The sequence below is a fragment of the Chryseobacterium sp. CBo1 genome, assembly GCF_001693475.1.
In the GTDB taxonomy this organism is placed as follows: Bacteria; Bacteroidota; Bacteroidia; order Flavobacteriales; family Weeksellaceae; genus Chryseobacterium; species Chryseobacterium formosense.
Window position 1 is genome coordinate 66,910 of record NZ_MAUH01000002.1, and the last position, 22,647, is coordinate 89,556.

The following is a 22,647-nucleotide window of genomic DNA, read 5'->3' on the forward strand; positions in this document are numbered from 1 at the left end:
TCCCAATCTTTTTTGCAGAACATTTCAGTAAAATAGAACGATCAGGATGGCAAAAAAGGATTTCCGCTCAAGTCGGGCTGCGTGCAATTCGCCGCTGAAATTTAAATATCAGAATTCAACGAATCCGAAGGATTCAATATGAATAGCCGTAGGTGCAACCTATGGAAAACGGTGAAACAACCAAGAACAGAACCATGAAATGGTTCAACAACAGTAGCCGTGGGTGAAACCCATGGAATAATAAAAAAGAAAAAAATGAAAAGAAACGACATAAAAACAATTTTAGTAATCGGTTCAGGTCCAATCATCATCGGTCAGGCGGCGGAATTTGATTACGCAGGAACGCAGGCTTGTCTGTCTTTGAAGGAAGAAGGGTACAAGGTAATTTTGATTAACTCAAACCCTGCAACGATTATGACGGATGTTGAAATCGCAGATAAAGTATATATTGAGCCGATTTCACTTCAGTTTGTAAGTCATATCATCAGAAAAGAGCGTCCTGACGCGCTTTTACCAACTTTGGGAGGTCAGACTGGTCTGAATATGGCAGTAGAATTGGAAAAATCAGGAATTCTTGAAGAATGTAAGGTAGAAGTTTTAGGAACAAAACTTTCAGCAATCAACAGAGCGGAAGACAGGGATTTATTCCGTGAACTGATGAGAGAATTAAATGAACCGGTTCCTGAATCTGACATCGTAAATACGGTTGAAGGAGCATTAAATTTCGCTGAAGAAATCGGATATCCTGTAATCGTTCGTCCTGCTTTTACAATGGGGGGAACAGGTGGTGGAATTGCCGCCAATGAAGCTGAATTAAAAGAAATCGCTGAATTAGGTCTAAAATACAGTCCGGTTACACAATGTTTGATCGAAAGATCAATCGCGGGATTCAAAGAAATTGAATACGAAGTAATGCGTGATGCAAACGACAACGCCATTGTGGTTTGTAACATGGAAAATATAGATCCGGTGGGGGTTCACACAGGTGATTCGATCGTTGTGGCGCCTTCTCAGACGCTTTCTGACAGAGAATATCAGATGCTGAGAAACGCTTCACTGAAAATCATCAGAGCATTAGGAATTGAAGGTGGCTGTAATGTACAGCTGGCTTTAGACCCACATTCGTTTGATTATTACATCATCGAAGTTAATCCGAGAGTTTCACGTTCATCGGCTTTGGCATCGAAAGCAACAGGTTATCCGATTGCAAAGATTGCTGCAAAAATCGCGGTTGGTTTAACGCTTGATGAAATCATGAATCCGGTTACAGGAACTTCTTACGCTTGTTTTGAACCGGCTTTGGATTATGTGGTTACTAAATTCCCAAGATTCCCATTCGATAAATTCGAAACGGCAGACAGAAGATTATCAACTCAGATGAAAGCAACAGGTGAAGTAATGGCCATCGGAAGAAATTTCGAAGAGTCTTTACAGAAAGCCATCCGTTCTCTGGAAACTGGAATCAGACATATTGGTTTAAAAACTAAGCAGGCAGAAGCTTTAACGGCAGAAGAAATCGAAAGAAGAATCAGAGTTTGTGATGACGAAAGATTGTTTATCATCGGAGATGCTTTAAGAAGAGGTTACGATTGGGAAGAAATCGTAGAATGGAGTAAAATCGACAAGTTTTTCATCTGGAAAATCAAGAAATTAATTGATTTCGAAAAAATAATTGCCGATAACAAATTTGATCTTGAAACTTTAATTAAAGCTAAAAAATTAGGTTTTGCAGATTTAAATATCGCTCACCTTTGGGAAGTCACGCAGCGTGAGGTGTATAACTTCAGAAAACAAAACGGAGTAGTACCTGTTTACAAAATGGTTGATACCTGTGCTGCTGAATTTGCCAGCGAAACGCCCTATTTTTACGGAACTTACGAGGAAGAAAATGAATCTGTGGTTACAGAAAAAGAAAAAATTGTTGTTTTAGGTTCCGGACCAATCAGAATCGGGCAGGGCGTTGAGTTTGATTACGCAACCGTTCACTCGGTTTGGGCAATCAAAGAAATGGGTTATGAAGCAATTATCATCAATAACAATCCTGAGACAGTTTCCACAGACTTCTCAATTTCAGATAAATTATACTTCGAACCGTTGACGGAAGAAGATGTGATGAGCATCATCGATCTTGAGAAACCAAAAGGTGTTGTAGTTCAGTTTGGTGGACAAACAGCCATCAACTTAGCAGATAAATTAGCTTCCTATGGAGTCCAAATTTTGGGAACTTCTCTGGAAGATCTTGACAGAGCTGAAAACAGAGATAAGTTCGAAAAAGCCCTTCAGGAAATGGGGATTCCTCAGCCTTTAGGAAAAACTTCGACTTCAAAAGAAGAAGCGATAAAAATTGCCAACGAAATCGGTTATCCGGTATTGGTTCGTCCAAGCTACGTTTTGGGAGGTAGAGCCATGGAAATTGTTTATACGGAAGCCGAATTGGCTCATTATATGGAATTTGCGGTAGATGCAAGTCCGGAACACCCAGTTTTGGTCGACAGATATATGGTTGGAAAAGAAATTGAAGTTGATGCGATCTGCGACGGTGAAACGGTAATCATTCCGGGAATTATGGAGCACATCGAAAGAGCGGGAGTGCACTCCGGAGACTCGATTGCAGTGTATCCTCCACAAAATATTTCACAAAGTGAAGTAGATACTTTGGTAGATTATACTCAAAGATTAGCGAAAGGATTGAATGTAATTGGTTTAATGAACATTCAGTACGTTCTTTTCGAAGGAAATGTATATGTAATCGAAGTAAATCCGCGTTCATCCAGAACAGTACCTTTCTTGTCTAAAATCACGGATGTTCCGATGGCAAATTTGGCTACAAAAGCAATTTTAGGTCAGAAATTAACAGATTTAGGATACAAAAACGGATTGGTTCCAAATAAAGAAGGCGTTTTCGTAAAAGTTCCTGTGTTCTCTTTCTCAAAACTAACGAAAGTTGACATCTCTTTAGGTCCAGAAATGAAGTCTACAGGAGAGGTTATGGGTAAAGATACAACTTTGGAAAAAGCCCTTTACAAAGGATTGGTTGCGGCAGGAAGAAAAGTTCCGATGCACGGTTCAATCTTGTTCACGGTCGCTGATAAACATAAGCAAGAGGCAGCTGATCTGGCATCAAGATTCCATGAAGTTGGTTTCAGAATCTGGGCAACGGAAGGTACTGCAAAATTCTTCGAAGAAAAAGGTATTCCATGCAAAATCGGATACAAAATCGGCGAAGAAGATGTCAATCTGATCGATTTAATTCAAAAAGGAAAAGTTCAGTATGTTGTCAACACAATGACCAAAGGAAAGCAGTCTGAAAGAGACGGTTTCCAGATCAGAAGAATGAGCGTTGAAAACGGTGTTCCTTGTTTAACATCAATGGATACGGTTGAAGCCATCTTAAAAGTAATCGAAAGCATGAGTTTCAAAATGGAAACAATGTAATTTTTGATTAAGATAAAGTAGAAGCGGAAGATTTTTCTTCCGCTTTTTTTATGGATATTTTTCAGGATTTTTTGATGTGTGAAAAACTCTTGAAACGACAATAATTCCAGCATTTTTATCAATAGTGTAAAATATCAGAAAAGGATACTTCTTCATTAATTTTCCATGAAAATCTTCAAACCAAATTTTAAAATAAGGATTCTTCGAAATAGTATTTAAACTAGATTTAAAATCTTTGAAAAAATTATCGGCGATTTTTTTATTGACTTTTGTTTTATAGTAAAGATAGGAATGTTCAAGATCTGCTTTTGCTTCATCAGAAATGATAATCTTAAATGCCATATTTTGAACTCATTTCATTAAGAAAAGTATCAATTTCAGTATGTTGTTCGTAGGATCTTTTTTTTATTTGACGAAGACTTTCTTTTTGCTCATCAGAAAGTTTAAAATCAGTATTTTCTTCTTCTAAAATTCCTTCAATATAACCTAAAATTCTCTCCAAAATATTTTCTGGAGCGTCTTTAAGAATTTTGTTGATGTTTTTTAATGTAGCAGATTCCATCTTTTCGTTTTAAACAAATTTATAAATTTCTTTTAACTTAAATAAAATTAAAAATGATTTATTACCCCAAACTTCTGTCCAAATGCACATATCCACCATCCACATGAATCAACTGTCCCGTCGTGTGCGAAGATTTTTCAGACAATAAAAACGCAGCCATATTCGCAATTTCTTCTGAAGTTGTCATTCTATTTTCCAGAGGAATTTTTGATGTAATACTTTTTAGTTTTTCTTCAGGATTTTCAAAAGTCGAAATCCACGATTGGTAGAGTGGAGTCCATGCTTCAGCAACAATAATGGCATTCACACGAATACTGTAAGGCAAAAGCTCAACCGCCCATTCTCTTGTTAAGGCATTTCTTGCCCCATTTGCAGCTGCATAACCAGAAGTTCCGCCCTGTCCGGTTTCTGCGGTCTTGCTGCCGATATTTAAAATGGAACCTTTGCTTTTCTTAAGATAGGGAAGTGCATGATGCACCAAAAGATAATAATGCACCACATTTTTATGATAAGAGTCAATGAATTTCTCATACGAACCATTCTCCAAACCAACACCATCATTTACACCGGCATTATTAACGATACCTTCAATTTTTCCGTATTTTTTTACGACTTCTTCAATAGCTTTTTTGCATTCTTCGGATTGGGAAAGTTCGGCGGTAATAAAATCAGCTTTTCCTCCAAGATCCTGGATTTCCTGAATGGCTTTTTTGTTGTCTTCTTCATTTCTTCCAATAATAATTGGGAAAGCTTTTTCTTCCGCTAAAACTTTAGCAATACCATTTCCGATGCCTTTTGCACCGCCGCTTACGATGATTATTTTATTGTTTAAATTTAAGTTCATAATGTTTTGTTTTTATTTTAACGCAAAGCACGCAAAGTTTTTTTGAATTTTGTTATGCATATTTTTCGTTCGCAAAGGCGTTTCACTCAGCAAAGACATAAATGTCTAGTTATCAAATTCCCACAACAAAATCTTCGATTTTTAAAGCTTATGTGTTCTAAATATTCTCAAAGTATTCAACTAATTCTAATGTGACTCATGTGTCAAAAACTTTTGTGACTTTTATGGTTAAAATTTTAGTTATAATTTGTAAAACTTTACCGCATTTCCAGAATAAAAAAGCTCCTGTTCTTCCTTCGAAAACTGACTTACATATCTTGAAATCAATTCCAGCCACAACGCATAATTTCCTCCTAAAAGCATCACAGGCCAGTCGCTTCCAAAAACCAAACGTTTAATTCCAAATTGCAAGAAAATGAAATCCAAAGTTTCAAAAATCGATTTTTCATCAATGCTATTCCAATTTCCTTGTGTCAAAAGTCCTGAAACTTTGCAATATATATTTGGGTTTTGGGCAAGTTCTGAAATGTTACACTTCCAATCTTTTAGATCAATAGTTTTTAAATCCGGTTTTCCGCAATGATCCAGAATAAATGGTTGATCGGGCAATTTTTCCGAAAGTTTTACTGCGTCAGAAAGCTGATCCTTTCTTAATAAAATATCAAAAGTATAATCAAATTGATGAAGTTTTGAGATTCCTTCTAAAACATTTTCTTGTAATAAAAAACCGGTTTCTTCACCTTCAGCAATATGTCTAAAACCTTTAATTAATTTTTCAGATTGATAGTTTTGAAGTGATTCTTCCAATTTCTCAGAAGTTAAATCAATCCATCCCACAACTCCTTTGATGAACGAGTTTTCTTTAGCCAAACTGACCAGAAACTTTGTCTCTTCATCACTTTGATCAGCCTGAACCGCAATACATCCTTTAACCTGATTTTCATTTAAAAACAATGAAAAGTCATCGGGTGAAAAATCTCTTCTAATCGCAGACATTTCTTCCGTAATCCAGGCATCTCGAACCGGATCAAATTCCCAAAAATGTACGTGAGAATCTATAATCATTTGATTAAATTTTGTTAAATATTTACCACAAAAGCACTAAAAAGATTTTCTGATGTTTAGAAAATTAAAAGATACCAAAACCATTATGATAAAGTGGTTACATTTGTAAACTTTTGAACTTCTATTTTCTGAAACTTTATCTTTTGAAACTTTTGCGGTTTAAAAAAATGAATTACAATGAAAACATTTTATCCATCACCTGCCACTTTTCTCCATACTTTGAATTGGGCAATTGCTGTTGAAATTTCCACATCAGCTCTTCCCATTCCTGAACTTTCGGATTGTTTTTATCGGCTTCATTTTTAGCTTCAAAAGAAAAACTTTCATTCGCCTCAATTATCATGAATAAACGGTTTTGTGCACGATAAATTTCCATATTGTTAATTCCCGAATCCAAAATACTTTGCTTCACTTCAGGCCAGACATTCTGATGGTATTTTTCGTACTCAGCAATCAATTCAGGATCATCAACGAGATCTAAAGCAAGACAGTATTTTTTCATTCGTCGTATGCTTTTACTTTCTGTGTACTGCTTCCTAAACCATCAATTCCCAACTCCACAATATCTCCCGGTTTCAGATACCAAGGCTCAGGTTTTTGTCCCAAACCGACTCCTGCAGGCGTTCCCGTCGTGATCACATCGCCCGGAAGCAACGTCATAAACTGACTGATGTAGCTCACCACAAAAGGGATATTGAAAATCAAATTAGAAGTATTACCGTCTTGTAGAATTTCTCCATTCACTTTCAGCCATAAACGTAGATTGTGAATATCTTCAATTTCGTCAGGCGTCGCAATGAAAGGGCCGATCGGCGCAAAAGTATCGCAGCTTTTTCCTTTTACCCATTGCCCGTTTCTTTCCAGCTGAAATTCTCTTTCACTGTAATCGTTGTGCAAAACATATCCTGCCACATGTTCAAGCGCATTTTCTTCCGAAACATAACTCGCTTTTTTCCCGATAACAACAGCCAATTCCACCTCCCAGTCGGTTTTTACGCTGTTTTTAGGGATAATTAAATCATCATTCGGACCCACAATCGCTGAAGTCGCCTTAAAAAACAAAATCGGTTCCTGCGGAATCGGCGCATTGGTTTCTTCTGCGTGATCTTTGTAATTCAAACCAACACAGATAATCTTTGAAGGTCTTGCCAAAGGCGCTCCCAATCTTTCTTCCTGCGAAACTTCAGGCAGATTTTGGGTATGAATTTCTGCTTTTAGATTTTCGATAGCATCGCCGGAAAAAAACTTTTCATCATAATCCTTCACCAAATGCGAAACATCATATCTTTTATCGCCAATAATGACTCCCGGTTTTTCCTGTCCCGGTTTTCCGAATTTTATTAATTTCATTTTTAAATTTTATTGTCTTTGAATATTTAATTTAAACGCAAAGAGCGCTAAGATTTTTTTTAATAATGTTTTGCATATTTTTCGTTCGCAAAGGCGTTTAACTACGTCGAACCTTCGATTTCACTCAGCCTAGGCACTTTGAACGAAGTGCCCTTGCGAACGGATTTTTTGCCAGTTTTATTTATAATCTTCGAACATTGCGTTAAAGAAAATAATCTGTAAGTTATTTTTTAATTATTTAAAGTCGTAAAACCACCATCAATAGGATAATCCACACCCGTAATAAATGAAGCTTCATCACTGCACAAATACAGCGCTAAAGAAGCAACTTCCTCTGGTTGCGCCATTCTTCCGATCGGTTGGGTTTTCGACAATTTTTCAAACATTTCTTCAATTTTATCAGGATAATTATTCTTTAAAAATCCATCAACAAAAGGCGTATGAACTCTTGCCGGAGAAATCGAATTACAACGAATATTTTCGTTAATATAATCTTTCGCAACACTCATCGTCATTGCCTTTACCGCGCCTTTGGCCGTGCTGTATGCAAAACGGTCAGGAATTCCTACCAAAGCCGCAATCGATGCCATATTAATAATCACACCACCACCAGATTTTCTGATTTGTGGGATGGCTGCAAACAGACAGTTGTACACTCCTTTAATATTGACATTGTAAATCCTGTCGAAATCCTCTTCTGAAGTCGTATCTGCTTTTCCGATGTGTGCAATTCCGGCGTTATTCACAAGAATATTAATCGCTCCAATTTGCTCAAAAACAGCCAAAACATCTTTCTGTTTTGAAACATCACACGCATAAACTTTTGCATTTCCCCCGGAAGATTGTATTTTTCCCAGAGTTTCCTGTCCGTTTTGTTCTGTGATTTCAATAATATGAACTTCCGCATCATTGGCTGCGAGTTGGACAGCAATGGCTTGTCCGATTCCGCTTCCGCCGCCTGTTACAATTGCTTTTTTATTTTTTAATGAAAACATTTTATTATTTTTTGTATTTTTTTTAACGCAAAGTACGCTAAGATTTTTTGACTACTAATTGTTTTTAAGTTCGCAAAGGCGTTTGACTACTTCGAATCTTCGATTTCACTTAACTAAGATCTCAAAGATTTGTTTGTTTTCAAACTTTAGCGAGTTGTCACAACCTTGGCTCTTTTTACTTTTTACTTGGAATCTTATTTAAAGACTTACCCCTCTTTTCCAGGGAATAAAATCATCCTGATTCAACGCTACAGCTTTAGGAATAATATTTCCACTCGCCACTTCAATACAGAAGTCTAAAATATCTTCCCCCATTTCCTGAATCGTTTTTTCACCCCGCACAATTGCACCCGTATCAATATCGATAATATCCGACATTCTCGTCGCTAAAGCCGTATTCGTCGCCACTTTAATCACCGGACAAACGGGATTTCCTGTCGGAGTTCCCAAACCAGTTGTAAATAAAATTAAAGTTGCTCCTGAAGCTGCTTTTCCTGTAGTTGCTTCCACATCATTTCCTGGCGTACAGACGAGACTTAACCCCGGTTTTGTTGCAGGTTCAGTATAGTCTAAAACATCAACAACAGGAGAAGAGCCACCTTTCTTGGCTGCTCCGGCAGATTTTATGGCATCGGTAATTAATCCGTCTTTGATATTTCCCGGTGATGGATTCATGTAAAATCCTGAACCGACGGCATGCGCCAATTCATCGTATTCTGTCATGAGTTTAATGAATTTCTCGGCAGTTGGCTGATCAACCGCTCTGTCGATTAATTCCTGTTCAGCACCACATAATTCTGGGAATTCCGCCAGCAAAACTTTCGCTCCCAAAACGGAGAGAATATCTGCCAAATGTCCCACTGCTGGATTTGCTGAAATACCGCTGAAACCATCGCTTCCACCACATTTTACGCCTACACAAAGTTTGCTGAGCGGTGCATCTTCCCGTTCAATTTTATTAATTTCAAGAAGACCTTTTAAGGTTTCAAAAATGGCCTTTTTGATCATTGTTTCTTCACTTTCAGCTTTCTGCTGTTCGAAAACGAGTAAAGGTTTATCAAAATTTGGATTTCGATTATATAAATCTTTCTTAAAATTTTCAATCTGAAGATGTTGACAACCCAAACTTAACAATGTTACTCCTGCAACATTAGGATGGTCTGCATACGAAGCTAAAAGTTTGCTTAAAGTATCCGCATCCTGCCTCGTTCCACCACAACCTCCTGTATGGTTTAGAAACTTGATTCCGTCTACATTTTTAAAGACTCTTTCTTTTTTAGGAATATTGGATGGGGAAAAATCAAGCTCTTCAATATTTTCTCCTTTCGAAATAGCTTCAACCAATTGATGCGTGTAGTTCTTATACTTTTCATCAACTGCATAACCCAATTCATTGTAAAGAGATTCTTTAATAATGTCAAGATTTCGGTTTTCACAAAAAACTGTCGGAATAAAAAGCCAGTAATTAGCTGTTCCCACATCGCCATTTGAACGGTGATAGCCTTTAAAAGTTTTATTGATGAATTTTGAAACATCAGGTTTTGTCCAATGATAATCGACATCACGGTAATAAAAAGGTTCGGCAGCGTGTTTTGTATTGTCAGTTGTCATCCTTGTGCCGGCTGACAAATCGTACTGAACTTTACCCACCAAAACACCGTACATGAAAATCTCATCGCCGTTTTTCATATTATTCATAAAGAATTTATGCTTGGCAGGAATTTCCTCTAAAGTTTTGTATTTGATTCCTTCAAAAATAATTTCGGTATTTGCCGGAATATCCTGCAAAGCGACTAAAACATTGTCTTTTGGATTTATTTTTAAAATTAAATTGCTCATTTTTTAATATCATTTAAACGCTAAGTGCGCAAAGATTTTTTTACTATTGTTCTGCATATTTTTCGTTCGCAAAACGAAGTTTCGCCGATTCAAAATATAAGTATATAATTGAGGCAAAAGCGCTCTGCTCAGCAAAGACCAAATACTTTTATTCTTTATTTATTGTACAGATGTTTTATTTCTAAATCGTAATGAAAATAAAAACACGATGATAAAACAGAATAGAGGGACAATATAGGATAGATGAATATTCCCTGAAATATCTGTGATTTTACTTGCAATAGGCGGAATAATTGCGCCTCCGACAATTGACATAATTAATAAACTTGAAGCAGGTTTTGTATCTGAACCTGCGCCTTCAATTCCCAATGCGAATATGGTTGGGAACATAATAGACATGAAAAATGTCATTCCAACCAATGCATACAGTGTTGAAATTCCTGTTCCTGCGATAACCCAAATACTGAGAATAATACTCATAACGCTGTAAATTCTTAAAAGTTTTTGAGGCGAAATATATTTCATGAAAAATGTTCCGGCAAAACGTCCGATCATAAATAATAATCCTGTAACTCCTGCATAATATTTTGCTTCCTGTCCAGCCATATTGATCGCATCTTCTGCAAAAACCAAAAGAAAGCTGAAAACATAAATCTGTGCGCCGATATAAAAGAATTGAGCCAAAACGCCCCAACCGACATTTTTCACGCCTAAAACCTGTAGGAAACTTTTAGTTGATTTCTCTTCGCTTTCTTTTACTTCAGGTAGTTTAATGAATAGAAATAAAATCATAACCAATAGAAGAATCAATCCTAAAATTAGGTAAGGTCCTTTTACCAATGATGTTTCTGTCTGAATGTATGCCAATTTTGCTGCTTCACTCAATGTTGAAAGCTCTTCCTGTGATTTTGGTTCTTCAGCCAAGATAAAAACTCCGCCAATAATTGGAGCAATGGAAGCTGCTAAACCATTGAAAGATTGCGCGAAATTTAATCTTTGAGTCGCTTTTTCCTGTGGACCTAAAATGGTAATGTATGGATTGGCAGCTGTTTCCAGAATAGCCAATCCGCAAGACAAAACAAAAAGCGCTCCTAGAAAAAATGGGTAACTAATCGTGTTTGCTGCAGGAATAAACAGAAAACAACCTGCCGCAAAAAAGAATAGCCCAACCAAAATCCCGGTTTTGTAACCATATTTCTGAATAATCATTCCTGCTGGAATTGCTAATAAGAAGTACGCTGCAAAAACAGACGAATCGACTAATGATGCCTGAAAATGATTCAGTTGAAAGGCACTTCTCAAATGTTTAATCAAGATCGGATCAAGATTATGGATAAATCCCCAAAAGAAAAATAAGCTTGTGATAAGAATCAGAGGAAGACCATAGTTTTTCTTTTTTGAAGCAGAAGAAACAGTGTTTCCGGAATGGGTACTATTCATTGGGTTAATTTCTAAATTTTTATAATTCAGAAAATGGTTAATCGATTGCGCATTGCATTTTTAGAATCAATCTTAATAAATTGTATTCTAATTTTTTAATCATTTTCTAACTTTTTAAAAGTATAAAAAAATTAGATAGTAAAAATTAATGGGGCAGGATAGTACAAGATAGTTGAAAATTTATCTATAAAATTTTATAATATGGCTCATCAAAATATTTACTCTTCTTTATATAAACCGTTTTTCTGTCTTTATCAAAAATCCAGTTGAATCTACGCATCACATCTGCAGCAAGATAATTGGTCTTCTGATTTTTAATTTCTCCTGTAAAAAATCCGGCTGTAACATTTTTCAGAACAATATTTCCGAATTTAAAAAATGGTAAGATTCCATGTTTTGTTGTGATTGTTTTACCAGCGGAATTTTTTAATGATTTTTCACCTGTAATTTTCAGTTTTTTATCTAATGTATTCTCATCAGAAAACTGGTTGCTAAAAATCAGTCCACCCGAATAACCCGACTGTAAAAGAAAATAAGCTTCCTGCTGTTTATCTTCGATGACGACATCAGCTTCAATAAAGTATTGTCCGTTTTTCATAAAAAGATTCATTGCCCGATAATCTTTCAGATCTGGCTCTTTTTCATAACTTACAAACTGATTATTATCATAATCGATTTTAAAATATTTATCTTTAAAAATTCCTGTTCCGATTTTCCCATCAGATTCGTGACCGGAAAATTCATTGTCAAAAAACCGTATGTTTTCATATTTTTTGTTCCCGATTTGCACAGTATTTCCGTCACTCAATTCATCGGTGAATTTTATATGATCTGCATTCCGGTTTCTTTCAGGTGAAACAGAGCAATCTTCCATCGCAATCTGAAACATCAGATGAAGAGAATCTTTGTCATTCACCAATGTTTTTACAATAATGTTGTTGTGCTTGGTTAATCGAAAAGGAATCGTTTCCTGAGCATTAATAATAGCTGAAGCAACAATCATGATAAAATTAAAGAATATTTTTTTGAACATTTTTAAAAATAAAATTTAACCAAATATAATCAATAAATTTTTCTCTATGAATTGATATAATTTATTCTTGAATTTTATCTATATTAGATTTATTAAATAAAACAAATGACGAAACATCAACATCGTGTGAACGAAGTTTATCATTTCTTCGACAACAAAGATACTGTTCTGGGTTTCAGGAAGCTTCTCGATTGCGCCATGGATACACAAAACATGCAAATTTATAAAGAAGCCATTGAATTGACGGACTGGAAAGAAAAGTATCCGACTTACACCGAAGAGCTCATTGAAAAATCAAAAAACCTTCTTCAGAAAATCGAAAAAATTCCTGTTCAGGAACATTCTCTGGAAAAATCTGTGCTTCGGGCAAGAAATATTCTGAAATCTTACGGAAGCAATCGCTTTTCGTTGGGTCCGGTTTCTGTGGAAATTAATAAAGGACAGGTTTATGGTTTGGTAGGTGAGAACGGAAACGGGAAAACGACACTTTTAAGAATTTTGGCTAAAGAAATTTCTTTTAATGAAGGCGAACTCAATTATTCATTCAATGTTGAGCCGAAAGATGAGTATGATCTTCGTACAAAGCTGGTTTATATTCCGCAGCGAACCGAAAAATGGTATGGAAGTCTTAAGGATAACCTGAAATTTGTTCTCTCAAATTACGGCGTAAAACCTGAAGAAAATGAAACACGAACTTTGATGATGATCGCGCGTCTCGGATTGTGGAATTACAAGCATCTGAAATGGAGCGAGCTTTCTTCCGGTTACAAAATGCGTTTCGAACTGGCAAGAACACTTCTCAGACAGCCTGAAATTCTTTTACTTGACGAGCCGTTGGCAAACCTCGATGTTTTGGCGCAACAAGTAATTCTGGAAGATTTAAAATCGATTGCCAATTCTGTGAACAATCCGATTGCCTTGATTTTGAGTTCACAGCAATTGTATGAAGTTGAAAAAGTTTCGGATAAGGTAATTTTTCTGAAAAATGGTCAGTACAAAGACAATTCTGAACTTCAGAACGCAGAAAACAGCCATTTAATCATAGAAATTGATACTCCGGAATCACGCGAAAAATTATTGGAAGTTTTCAAAGATTTTAATCTCGAAAAACTGAATTTCAATGGGGGAGTCTATGTAGCTTATTTCTCTTCAGAAACCGAGTTTTATGATGTGATTTCTGCTTTTGGAAATGCCAAAACCGAATTGGTATACATCAGAAATATTTCATCTTCTACAAGAAGGTTTTTCGTTAATTAATCTTCATTAATTCCAATTAAAATGCAAAAACTCAATACATTCAACGAATATTTGCTCGAAAAATATCCTACTATTTGGAATACCAAAATTGTCTGGATGCTTTTGGCGGCTTTAGCAGCGCATATCATCTTTTTTGTGATTGGCTACCTCTCTCATATCGATCCTGTTTCTTTACAGAAATACAGTGTGAAAAACGATTATTATCAGGATGGAGTCATTTTTATTCATCTTATAATATCAATTTTACTGCTTGTAGGCTGGCTTCTGATGATGTTTAAAAACAACTCGTTCAAAAATTTCTATCCTTCTTCAAAAGGAAAATTATTTGGTCAGTTTGTACAATATTTCATCATTATTTTTTCGTGTACGACATTTTATTTTTCTTATATGACGGGCTTCAGAATGTTTATCAATAATAAATATTCTGATCAGGAAATGGCAAAAAATATTGATGTTATCAACCGGGCGACGCCTTTTCTTTCTCAAAATATTGAAGATTACACGTTAGAAAATAGGCTGTATCCGAAACCTTTTTATGATCTTTATTGTGAAACCAATGTTGATGATGCAGACCGCAACAAAAAATATTTCGTTTACTATAACCGTGTTTATCAGTTCTATACTATTTATTCTAAAACTTCTTACAAAAAGGATAATAAGAAAAATTTTATTATGCCTGAACCTGAAAGATCGGCAAAAACGGTAGAAGCTTATAGCGAACAAAAAGAAAACTCAAAGATTTATTATTTTAAGAAAGATGTTGTAGACCTTTCATCCTATATCAAAACAACAAAGCCAAGCTATTATAACTTTTCGAATATATTTTATGATTCCGATTTATCAGATTCATATGCATATAGTTATACAGATATTGAGTACAACAAAGATTATCCTGATCCGATACTCAAAAAAAGAAAGGCTATTATTAATGAAAAAACAGCTCTGTTGCTAAGTAAGAAAAATCCTGCCGAGTTGGAAAAGCTTTTAACTGATTTTATTGCCATTTCTAAGCAATTCAGAGTCAAAAACAATCTGGATGCAAAGATCTGGACCAAAATGATTTTTTCTCCAAATAATCCTGATTTTGAAGTAAGATATTTCATGAAAGATTATGAACCGGGAAGAACTAATGACTATGATTATTCTGCTTCTGATGAAGCTCAGACAGCTGAAGTTTATGCAGATTCTACCGCTACAACTGTAGATGAAGAAGGCAGAATTGTAGATGACAGCATCAAAATAAGAGCCTTCAATCCTGAAATCAATAAACAGATTGCTCCGGATAAGTATTTTAAAAATAATCTTACAGATTATTATTACAAAACCGAGAACATGAAAGATTTGCTGAAGAATGTTGATTCGGTGAAAAAAGAAGATTTCTTTTCAGAAAATGTTCATATTTATTTGTGGATCGCATTTTTCTTATCGACTTTTATCTTCAGCTTTAGAATTACAGGTCTTAAATCGTTACTTTTCAGTGTTATCAGTGCTGGAATTTTAGTTTTATCCGTGGTATTGCTGACTGTTTTTTATTCTTTTTCTTTAAACGGGAAAGAAGAATATTTTGCATCTCATGTAACGCTTTTGGTTTCAATTGTTATTTTGTTGATTCCTTTATTCATGATGAATAAAGTCAGGAAACTGGTTTCTTCGATCTTCGTGAATATTTCTATGAATGGTTTCGTATTGTTTGTACTTCTCATATTTGTGATCATTTCTATGTATCAGAGAGATGCTTGTGGTGGGACAATATACAATTCTGAAACGGGAGCAGTTTATGAAAACTGCATTACAATTATAGAATCACTTGGTTTTATGCTGAGCTATATCATTTTGATCTTAGGATTTATTTTTATGTATTTCTATACAGCGATTCTTCAAAAATGGAAAGCGATGCCCGAATAGATTTCCTTTTTTATAATTTTAAACCTCATATATTTTTATGAGGTTTTTATTTAATTTAAAATTCAGATTGTGAATATTATACAGACTTTATTAGATGCAGATTTGTTTCAAAAGAAAAAAATAATCAACAGGCATTATTTTCTGACGTTGGAAGGTGATATCGATAGCAATATTTATTTTATTGAAAAAGGAAGTGTGAGAATTTTTATCCGAGATGAAGATCAGGAAAGAGTGATCCGATTCGGTTATAAAGATAATATTATTGTCTGTCTTGATTCGTTTTTATCTGAAAAACCAACCGATTTTTATATTCAGGCAATTAAAAAAACTGAAATAAAAATTGCTGCCAAAAAAGATTTCTACAGATTCATCAAATCATCAGATGAAAATTTAAAATTATGGTCAGTTATTTTGGAAGATTTGGTTTTGCAACAGATTGAAAGAGAGAAAGACTTACTAATCAATTCTCCAAGAGAACGTTATGAAAGAGTTTTAAAGAGAAGTCCGCAGCTTTTTCAGGAAGTCCCCAATAAACATATTGCCAACTATTTAAGGATGAGTCCGGAAACTTTATCAAGGCTTAAAAAATCTTGATTTCAGTCAATATTTATGATTTCTTAAAACAAGAATTTTGCAATAAAATTGATATGAAAATTACTGCAAAACAGTTGCTTAATGAATTGACAAAGATTACAAATGAAAATTTGGAATTTGTAGAAAGTCTTTTAAATATATCCGATGAAAAACTCAATTTCAGAAATTCAGAAAAAAGCTGGAGCATTTTGGAATGTCTCGAACATCTAAATCTTTATGGTAAATTTTATATCCCTGAAATCACCAACCGACTAAAGAATTCGGATACAAAACCAACAGAGATTTTCAGTTCCGGAATTGCAGGAAATTATTTTGCGAAAAGTATGCTTCCAAAGGAAAATTTAAACAAAATGAAAACCTTCAAATCGATGAATCCTATTCATAGTGATCTGGACAAAAGAGTTTTGACTGAATTTATTGCTCAGCAAAAAAAAATGATTCAACTTTTGAATGATGCTGAAAATGTCAATTTAAATAAGGTGAAGACAAGCATCAGTATTTCAAAATTTATTAAATTAAAACTTGGTGATACTTTCAGATTTGTAATCTATCATAATTTAAGACACATTGAACAGGCAAAAAGAAATCTTTAAATTAAGCATTAATCTTAGTGAGCTTTTCTGAGTGAAATCGAAGATTCGACGAAGTCAAACACCTTTGCGAATTTGAAGATATTTATTAGTTAAAAAAATCTTTGTGTTCTTTGTGTTTTAAAAAATATCATAACAATTAAAGGTTTTTTTCATCAATTTTAATTTAACAAAATTTATCAAAATCAAAAAGTGATTTCTGAACTCCATTTCGTAATTTTAGCAAAAATTTTAAAAGTGAAAAAACTATTATTTGCAGTTTGCATATCGGCTTCGGCTTTAAGTTTTGCTCAGGATTATTCTGTACCTGCGGCAAGTCCGCGTCAGAAGGTAGAACAGCAGTTTTCTATGTCTAAAATTTCTGTAGACTATGGAAGACCGGGAGTAAAAGGTCGTAAAATCTTCGGAGAATTGGTTCCTTATGGACAGGTTTGGAGAGCGGGAGCAAATTCATCAACAAAAATTACTTTTGGTCAGTCTGTAAATTTTGGCGGAAAAACAGTTCCTGCAGGGACTTATGGTTTGTTCATTGTACCAACAGAAAAAGAATGGAAAGTAATATTAAATAAAGATTTCCAGCAGTGGGGAGCTTATACGTACGATCCAAAACAAGACGTGGTCGATGTAACGGTTCCTGTAAATAAATTAGCTGACAAGCAGGAGTGGTTTGAAATTACTTTGAATCCTACAGACGAAAATTCCGGTAATTTGGTTATCAAATGGGATATGGCTCAAGCTGAAGTTGCTTTGAAACCGGCAAAACTGGACGCGGTAAATAAGATTTCTGAAAAATTAAAAGAAATCAAAAAAATCGAATCAGAATCCAACAAAAAAGGATAAAATGAACTTTTCAATTCAACCTGAATTAGAAAACGAACAATATCAATTAATCCCCTTATCTCAAGGGGATTTTGAGGCTTTATACGAAGTGGCTTCAGACCCGAAAGTCTGGGAACAGCATCCCAATAAAAACCGTTTTGAAAAAGACGTTTTTAAAAATTTCTTCAATGGTGCAATAGAAAGTAAAGGTGCTTTTAAAATTGTTGAAAAATCAAGCGGTGATATTATTGGTAGCACTCGTTTTTATGATTTTGATGAAAATAAAAACAGTATTTTCATCGGCTACACTTTTTACGGAACAAAATCCTGGGGAAGGGGGATCAATCCTCAAATTAAAAAGCTGATGCTTGATTATATTTTTCAATATGTTGATACGGTTTATTTTCACATTGGTAAAGAAAATTTCCGTTCGCAAACTGCCTTGGAAAGATTGGGCGGAAAGAAAATTGCTGAAGAGGAAGTTGCTTATTTTGGTGAACCGACAAGAACTAATTTTGTATACGAAATTAAAAAGGAAAATCATTTTTAAGCAAATCAAATTTAAATATTAGCGCAATGGTCGCAAAGAATTTTTATTAAACTTTTTATTTTTTTGTTCGCGAAGGCGTTTGAATTCGTGGAATTTTCGATTTCACTCAGCTAAGGCTTTTGCTATCATTTGCTGAACGAAGTGCCTTTGCGAACCAAAAAGAGAAATGAATGTTGAAAATCCTTGCGACCTCCGCGTTTAAATTATCATATTATGAAAAAATATAAAATTCAAAAATCCCCATTTGTTGTTCCGACAACAGACGGAAAATTAATCGAAGAGCATTGGGGAAATTCTACCCAGAATTCAAATATTTCCATTGCTCACATGGTTGCACCTCCAAATTGGAGCGAGCCACATCAGACTCCGGAATTTGATGAATTCACCATCATTATTTCCGGTAAAAAGCAATTTGAAATTGACGGCGAAAATGTTGTTTTAGAAAAAGGACAAAGTATTTTAATTGAAAAAGGAGCAAGAATTCGTTACAGTAATCCGTTTTCAGAACCTTGCGAATATCTTGCGATTTGTCTTCCTGCTTTTTCGATGGAATTGGTTAACAGAGAATCAGAAAATAATTAAAATATGGCATTATTAATCTGTCCTAAATGTAAAGAACGGTCGTTCACATGGTTTGTTGGTGGGAAAGCTGGTCTCACAACCTGGAGCTGTTTCGATTGTGATTACGAAGCAAAAGAAGTTGAGAATAATAATTCTGCCTGCGAAAACTGTGGAGAAATTTCAAAAATAAAGTTAAAAGATAAAGAAAAAGAGTATTGGTGGTGTTCCAATTGTAATACAACCAGTGATATACAAAAGCAACCTTAAATAAATGAGGTTGCTTTTTAATATAAATTTATTATTTCAAAATCTCTTTTAAAAACAGAAGGGTATGATTCCATGCCCTTTTTGCCATGATTTCATTGTAATCAGGAGATTTTGGATCAGTAAAAGTGTGTTTTGAATTGGCATAAGTAATGATTTGCCAGTCTGCTTTACCGTCATTCATTTCTTTGACCAGATTATTATAATCTTCGGGCGTCACACTTTTATCTTCTGCAGGATTTTCTACTAAAATTTTAGTTGATATAGCTTCATTTGGTCTTGACTGGTCTTTCCCGATACTTCCGTGAATAGAAACTACGCCTGCAACAGGAAGTTTCCCTCTCGCTGATTCCAACGCACCGGTTCCGCCAAAACAATATCCGATAACCGCAATTTTATCTGAAACCGCTCCGTTTTTCTTTAATTGTTCTAAAGCTAATGAAATTCTTTTCTGATAAGCTGCATAATCTTTTTTGTAGAATCCAGCAGTCTTCGCCGCCGAAGCATTGTCTGTCGGAATATTCCCTTCGCCATAAATATCTGCAATAAAGGCAATATATCCTTGTTTTTCCAAATCGGCGGCAGCTGTTTTTGCTTCATCATCAATTCCTTTCCAAGCAGGAAGAATGAGAACTCCGGGAAGTTTTTTTCCGGCATTTGATGTAACCAATCCGTTGAGTTTCTGTGAACCATCCTGGTAAGAAACAGTTTTTAGTTTTTGGCTGAAAACTGTTGTTGAAGTGAGTAGAAGTATTGACGAAATTAGTAAATGTTTCATATATAATTTTTTTTATGTGAATAAATATACATTACATATGCAAATGTTACGCTAAAAAATAGCCTATTTACTTAAATCTTCACTGGTAATCAATTTGTCAATCTTTTCATTGAAATTTGCTTTTGTAATTCCCGAAACATTTTCCAGTGTTTTAAAGTAATTGTCTTGATTTTCACCTTCGAATTTTCCACAGTTTAAGAGTTCCAACACACCGCTGAATCCTTTTTCTTTTTCAATTGTTTTAATGATCATTGCATTAATAAGGTTTTCAATGTAAAGCGGAGTCGAAGAGAGGCTGAAATTTTGTTTTGTACCGTACAGCGACAGCCAATCTGTTTTTTGAGAAACTGAATAGGCATTTTTAAAGTGAATCCATATCTGTTCCCATTTATAAAAAGGATGTTCATCGTTGATATATGAATAGCCTTCCAAAACTGGCACATACAGATTCTTTTGTGGATATTTCTCTGTAATCCTCGCTTTCCAAAGGCTGCCAAAAGAAAAATCATCCAGCATTCCTTTTTTTGTAGCAACAATCAGCGTACTCTGATTGTTATCTGTTGCCGATTCTATTCCCAGAAAAAAATTATTGGGGGAATAATCTCTTTTGTAAGCAATTCCAAACAGCTCGTAAGCTTTATATATATCATCTACACAATATATTTTAGTGGGAATTTTTTGTTCTTTTAAATTTAAACTCAGTTGATTGTTTTTCGCAATAAAATCTCTCAGTTTTTTTTCGTTAATCTCCTTTTCAAAATAGAAATTGTAATTTTCAATGGTTTTTGATTCCCAGCGAGGTAAATTGTTTTTGATTGCTGACGATACAAGATATTTATTGTTAATTTCCTGTAGTATGATTTCAATTTTTGCTACAGAATTTTTTATTTCCTTGTCCTCGTAATAGCAATTCAGGTGTATTGTAAAATTATTTTTGTTACTCGCTTCAGCTGACGTAACCTCATACATCAGCATATAATTGGTGCTGAATACTTTGCTGTTCTGCAGTTTTCTAAGCTCATTCAGAAATAACCATGTTTCCAATTTATTATCAGGATTTACAATCGTTAAGTCTTCATTTTTGGTACTTTTTTCTAAAATAAAATGACTTACTACATCAATCATTTTTTTTCTTTTTAAGACATCTTCTACAACATCTAGATTGTTATTAATTAAAACTTTCGATTGCGAAAAAGTAAAAATAGAAAACAGTAAAAATGAAAAAAGAAATACATTTCGGGGCATCAGTTGATTAAGATTTACGGTTTATAAAAAGTGTAATTTCCTTCTTCAAATTTCGCATTAATATGCTGCAAACCATTCGTTAAAATAATCTCAGACGCTCCGATAATGGAGTTGTATCGCGCTGTCTGCTCGAAAGTTTTTTCCGTTAATTTTATTTGTGGCGCTTTGCACTCGATTAGAATTTTTGGCTTTGCTTTTTCGGTAACTAAAAGGTCAATGCGTTTAGTTAAACCATTCAGAATAATCTTTTTTTCAGTGATTAAAGCCGATGTAGAGTAGGATTTTACGGTGAGGTAGTAATGAACCCAATGCTGTCTTACCCATTCTTCTGGGGTAAGCAAAAGGTAAGTTTTACGAATCAAATCATAAATAAAAAACTTATCTTTGTCTTTCTTGAATTTAAAATCAAAAGTTTCCTGAAAGTTCAGTTTTGGAAGTTCCATTTATACGATGAAAGAATTAGATTTAATCCTCAAAAATATTAAAAATAAAGAAGTTTTACCGATTTATTTTTTCCACGGAGAAGAACCTTACTTTATTGATGTTGCTGTAAAAGCTCTTGAGCATGATTTTCTCGAAGAAGACGAAAAAGCTTTCAACCAAACGATAACTTACGGAAAAGATACAACATATCAGGAAATTCTTTCTTTGGCGCGACAGTTTCCGATGATGGGTGACAAACAAGTGATTATTGTAAAGGAAGCACAAGATCTGAAGCTGAATGATGATGAAAGCAAAGCTTTGGAAACCTATGTTGAAAATCCTGTTCCGTCCACAGTTTTGGTTTTTGCGCACAAACATAAGAAGCTAGACAGCCGCAAAAAAGTGACAAAGTCTTTAGATAAAGCCAATGCACTTTTTCTGAGCGAATCGATAAGAGATAACAATCTCCCGAAATGGATTGCCGATGAATGCATTAAATTGAATATCAAAACTGTTCCGAATATTTCTCATCTCCTCGCCGAATATCTTGGAAACGACCTCTCTAGAATTGCCAACGAGCTCGGAAAACTGAAAATTATTCTTAAAGAAGGACAGATTTTAGACGGAACCGTTGTAGAAAATAACATCGGAATCAGTAAAGAATACAATGTTTTTGAGCTTCAGAAAGCTTTAGGAACAAAAAATGTAAACGCTGCATTCAGAATTGCCCATTTTATGGGTAAAAATCCGAAAAACAATCCTTTTGTAATGATGATGGCGAGCTTGTACAGCTATTTCTCGAATATTATCATTTATAATACAATGGCCGGTCAACCGCCGCAAACAATTGCTTCTCAAATGGGAGTCAATCCTTATTTTATCAAAGATTACGCGGAAGCTGCAAGATTGTATCCTTTAAAACATGCAACCCGTGTGATTTCAATTTTAAGGGAGTTCGATATGAAAGGAAAAGGTTTGGGAGCAGTGAATATGGATGATGCTGAGCTGATTAAAGAATTGGTTTACAAGATTATCAATGTGGATAAAATTAAGATGAAAGTGTAGAAGTGAATGGTCAATTTTGCGTTGCAAGTGACT

General features: G+C 34.7%; 23 protein-coding genes. 10 read left to right on the top strand and 13 right to left on the bottom strand.

Annotated elements, in window-relative coordinates:
* The first annotated feature begins 255 nt into the window (after positions 1 to 255).
* Positions 256 to 3,435, top strand: a complete 3,180-nt coding sequence (gene carB, locus BA768_RS02865; RefSeq protein WP_065719688.1) for a carbamoyl-phosphate synthase large subunit — start codon at positions 256 to 258, stop codon at positions 3,433 to 3,435.
* Between the two features lie 48 nt (positions 3,436 to 3,483).
* Here carB and BA768_RS02870 read toward each other — a convergent pair whose 3' ends face one another.
* The 10 genes from BA768_RS02870 to BA768_RS02915 form a co-directional block, all read right to left on the bottom strand.
* On the bottom strand, positions 3,484 to 3,777 hold the full coding sequence (locus BA768_RS02870) for a type II toxin-antitoxin system RelE/ParE family toxin (protein WP_034673545.1): 294 nt from the start codon (positions 3,775 to 3,777) through the stop codon (positions 3,484 to 3,486).
* Positions 3,767 to 3,997, bottom strand: a complete 231-nt coding sequence (locus BA768_RS02875) for a hypothetical protein (RefSeq protein ID WP_034673547.1) — start codon at positions 3,995 to 3,997, stop codon at positions 3,767 to 3,769. The genes BA768_RS02870 and BA768_RS02875 overlap by 11 nt, the downstream gene beginning before the upstream one ends.
* A 61-nt stretch (positions 3,998 to 4,058) precedes the next feature.
* Positions 4,059 to 4,841: an SDR family oxidoreductase gene (locus tag BA768_RS02880; protein WP_065719621.1), complete on the bottom strand. Its 783-nt coding sequence runs from the start codon at positions 4,839 to 4,841 to the stop codon at positions 4,059 to 4,061.
* Between the two features lie 240 nt (positions 4,842 to 5,081).
* Complete coding sequence (locus BA768_RS02885) at positions 5,082 to 5,906, bottom strand: amidohydrolase family protein (protein ID WP_185114188.1); 825 nt, start codon at positions 5,904 to 5,906, stop codon at positions 5,082 to 5,084.
* 172 nt (positions 5,907 to 6,078) lie between these two features.
* Complete coding sequence (locus tag BA768_RS02890; protein ID WP_065719622.1) at positions 6,079 to 6,408, bottom strand: L-rhamnose mutarotase; 330 nt, start codon at positions 6,406 to 6,408, stop codon at positions 6,079 to 6,081.
* Entirely contained in the window at positions 6,405 to 7,256 is an 852-nt protein-coding gene (locus tag BA768_RS02895) for a fumarylacetoacetate hydrolase family protein (protein ID WP_065719623.1), read from the bottom strand. Before BA768_RS02895 ends, BA768_RS02890 begins: the two co-directional genes overlap by 4 nt.
* Before the next feature lie 230 nt (positions 7,257 to 7,486).
* Entirely contained in the window at positions 7,487 to 8,251 is a 765-nt protein-coding gene (locus BA768_RS02900) for an SDR family NAD(P)-dependent oxidoreductase (RefSeq protein ID WP_065719624.1), read from the bottom strand.
* A gap of 198 nt (positions 8,252 to 8,449) precedes the next feature.
* Positions 8,450 to 10,090, bottom strand: a complete 1,641-nt coding sequence (locus tag BA768_RS02905) for a UxaA family hydrolase (RefSeq protein WP_065719625.1) — start codon at positions 10,088 to 10,090, stop codon at positions 8,450 to 8,452.
* A 159-nt stretch (positions 10,091 to 10,249) separates the two neighbouring features.
* Positions 10,250 to 11,530 (bottom strand): L-fucose:H+ symporter permease, encoded by a 1,281-nt coding sequence (gene fucP / locus BA768_RS02910; protein WP_065719626.1) that lies wholly within the window; start codon positions 11,528 to 11,530, stop codon positions 10,250 to 10,252.
* 184 nt (positions 11,531 to 11,714) lie between these two features.
* Complete coding sequence (locus BA768_RS02915) at positions 11,715 to 12,563, bottom strand: hypothetical protein (protein WP_065719627.1); 849 nt, start codon at positions 12,561 to 12,563, stop codon at positions 11,715 to 11,717.
* A 105-nt stretch (positions 12,564 to 12,668) separates the two neighbouring features.
* Between BA768_RS02915 and BA768_RS02920 the strand changes: the two genes are divergently transcribed.
* The 8 genes from BA768_RS02920 (at position 12,669) to BA768_RS02955 (ending at position 19,106) form a co-directional block, all read left to right on the top strand.
* A complete protein-coding gene (locus BA768_RS02920) occupies positions 12,669 to 13,820 on the top strand; it encodes an ATP-binding cassette domain-containing protein (RefSeq protein WP_065719628.1) in 1,152 nt (383 codons plus the stop codon).
* Between the two features lie 21 nt (positions 13,821 to 13,841).
* Complete coding sequence (locus tag BA768_RS02925) at positions 13,842 to 15,725, top strand: hypothetical protein (protein ID WP_065719629.1); 1,884 nt, start codon at positions 13,842 to 13,844, stop codon at positions 15,723 to 15,725.
* A gap of 69 nt (positions 15,726 to 15,794) precedes the next feature.
* On the top strand, positions 15,795 to 16,319 hold the full coding sequence (locus BA768_RS02930) for a Crp/Fnr family transcriptional regulator (RefSeq protein WP_123947051.1): 525 nt from the start codon (positions 15,795 to 15,797) through the stop codon (positions 16,317 to 16,319).
* A gap of 53 nt (positions 16,320 to 16,372) precedes the next feature.
* On the top strand, positions 16,373 to 16,912 hold the full coding sequence (locus tag BA768_RS02935; RefSeq protein ID WP_065719631.1) for a DinB family protein: 540 nt from the start codon (positions 16,373 to 16,375) through the stop codon (positions 16,910 to 16,912).
* Positions 16,913 to 17,146: 234 nt separating this feature from the next.
* A complete protein-coding gene (locus BA768_RS02940; protein ID WP_034676990.1) occupies positions 17,147 to 17,749 on the top strand; it encodes a DUF2911 domain-containing protein in 603 nt (200 codons plus the stop codon).
* 1 nt (position 17,750) lies between these two features.
* Positions 17,751 to 18,278: a GNAT family N-acetyltransferase gene (locus BA768_RS02945; RefSeq protein ID WP_034673561.1), complete on the top strand. Its 528-nt coding sequence runs from the start codon at positions 17,751 to 17,753 to the stop codon at positions 18,276 to 18,278.
* Positions 18,279 to 18,491: 213 nt separating this feature from the next.
* Positions 18,492 to 18,860 carry a cupin domain-containing protein gene (locus BA768_RS02950; RefSeq protein ID WP_034673563.1) on the top strand — a complete coding sequence of 123 codons (369 nt, stop codon included), beginning with the start codon at positions 18,492 to 18,494 and terminating at the stop codon, positions 18,858 to 18,860.
* A gap of 3 nt (positions 18,861 to 18,863) precedes the next feature.
* The gene (locus tag BA768_RS02955; protein WP_065719632.1) at positions 18,864 to 19,106 is read left to right on the top strand and encodes a hypothetical protein; all 243 of its coding nucleotides are present in this window, start codon (positions 18,864 to 18,866) and stop codon (positions 19,104 to 19,106) included.
* Positions 19,107 to 19,137: 31 nt separating this feature from the next.
* Here BA768_RS02955 and BA768_RS02960 read toward each other — a convergent pair whose 3' ends face one another.
* The 3 genes from BA768_RS02960 to BA768_RS02970 all read right to left on the bottom strand — a co-directional run bounded on the left by BA768_RS02960 (position 19,138) and on the right by BA768_RS02970 (position 21,569).
* On the bottom strand, positions 19,138 to 19,881 hold the full coding sequence (locus BA768_RS02960) for a dienelactone hydrolase family protein (protein ID WP_034673565.1): 744 nt from the start codon (positions 19,879 to 19,881) through the stop codon (positions 19,138 to 19,140).
* 63 nt (positions 19,882 to 19,944) lie between these two features.
* A complete protein-coding gene (locus BA768_RS02965) occupies positions 19,945 to 21,006 on the bottom strand; it encodes a hypothetical protein (protein WP_123947052.1) in 1,062 nt (353 codons plus the stop codon).
* A gap of 134 nt (positions 21,007 to 21,140) precedes the next feature.
* The gene (locus BA768_RS02970; protein WP_065719634.1) at positions 21,141 to 21,569 is read right to left on the bottom strand and encodes a type I restriction enzyme HsdR N-terminal domain-containing protein; all 429 of its coding nucleotides are present in this window, start codon (positions 21,567 to 21,569) and stop codon (positions 21,141 to 21,143) included.
* Positions 21,570 to 21,576: 7 nt separating this feature from the next.
* Here BA768_RS02970 and holA point away from each other — a divergent pair, with 7 nt between their 5' ends.
* The gene (gene holA, locus BA768_RS02975) at positions 21,577 to 22,614 is read left to right on the top strand and encodes a DNA polymerase III subunit delta (protein ID WP_065719635.1); all 1,038 of its coding nucleotides are present in this window, start codon (positions 21,577 to 21,579) and stop codon (positions 22,612 to 22,614) included.
* Positions 22,615 to 22,647: the final 33 nt, after the last annotated feature.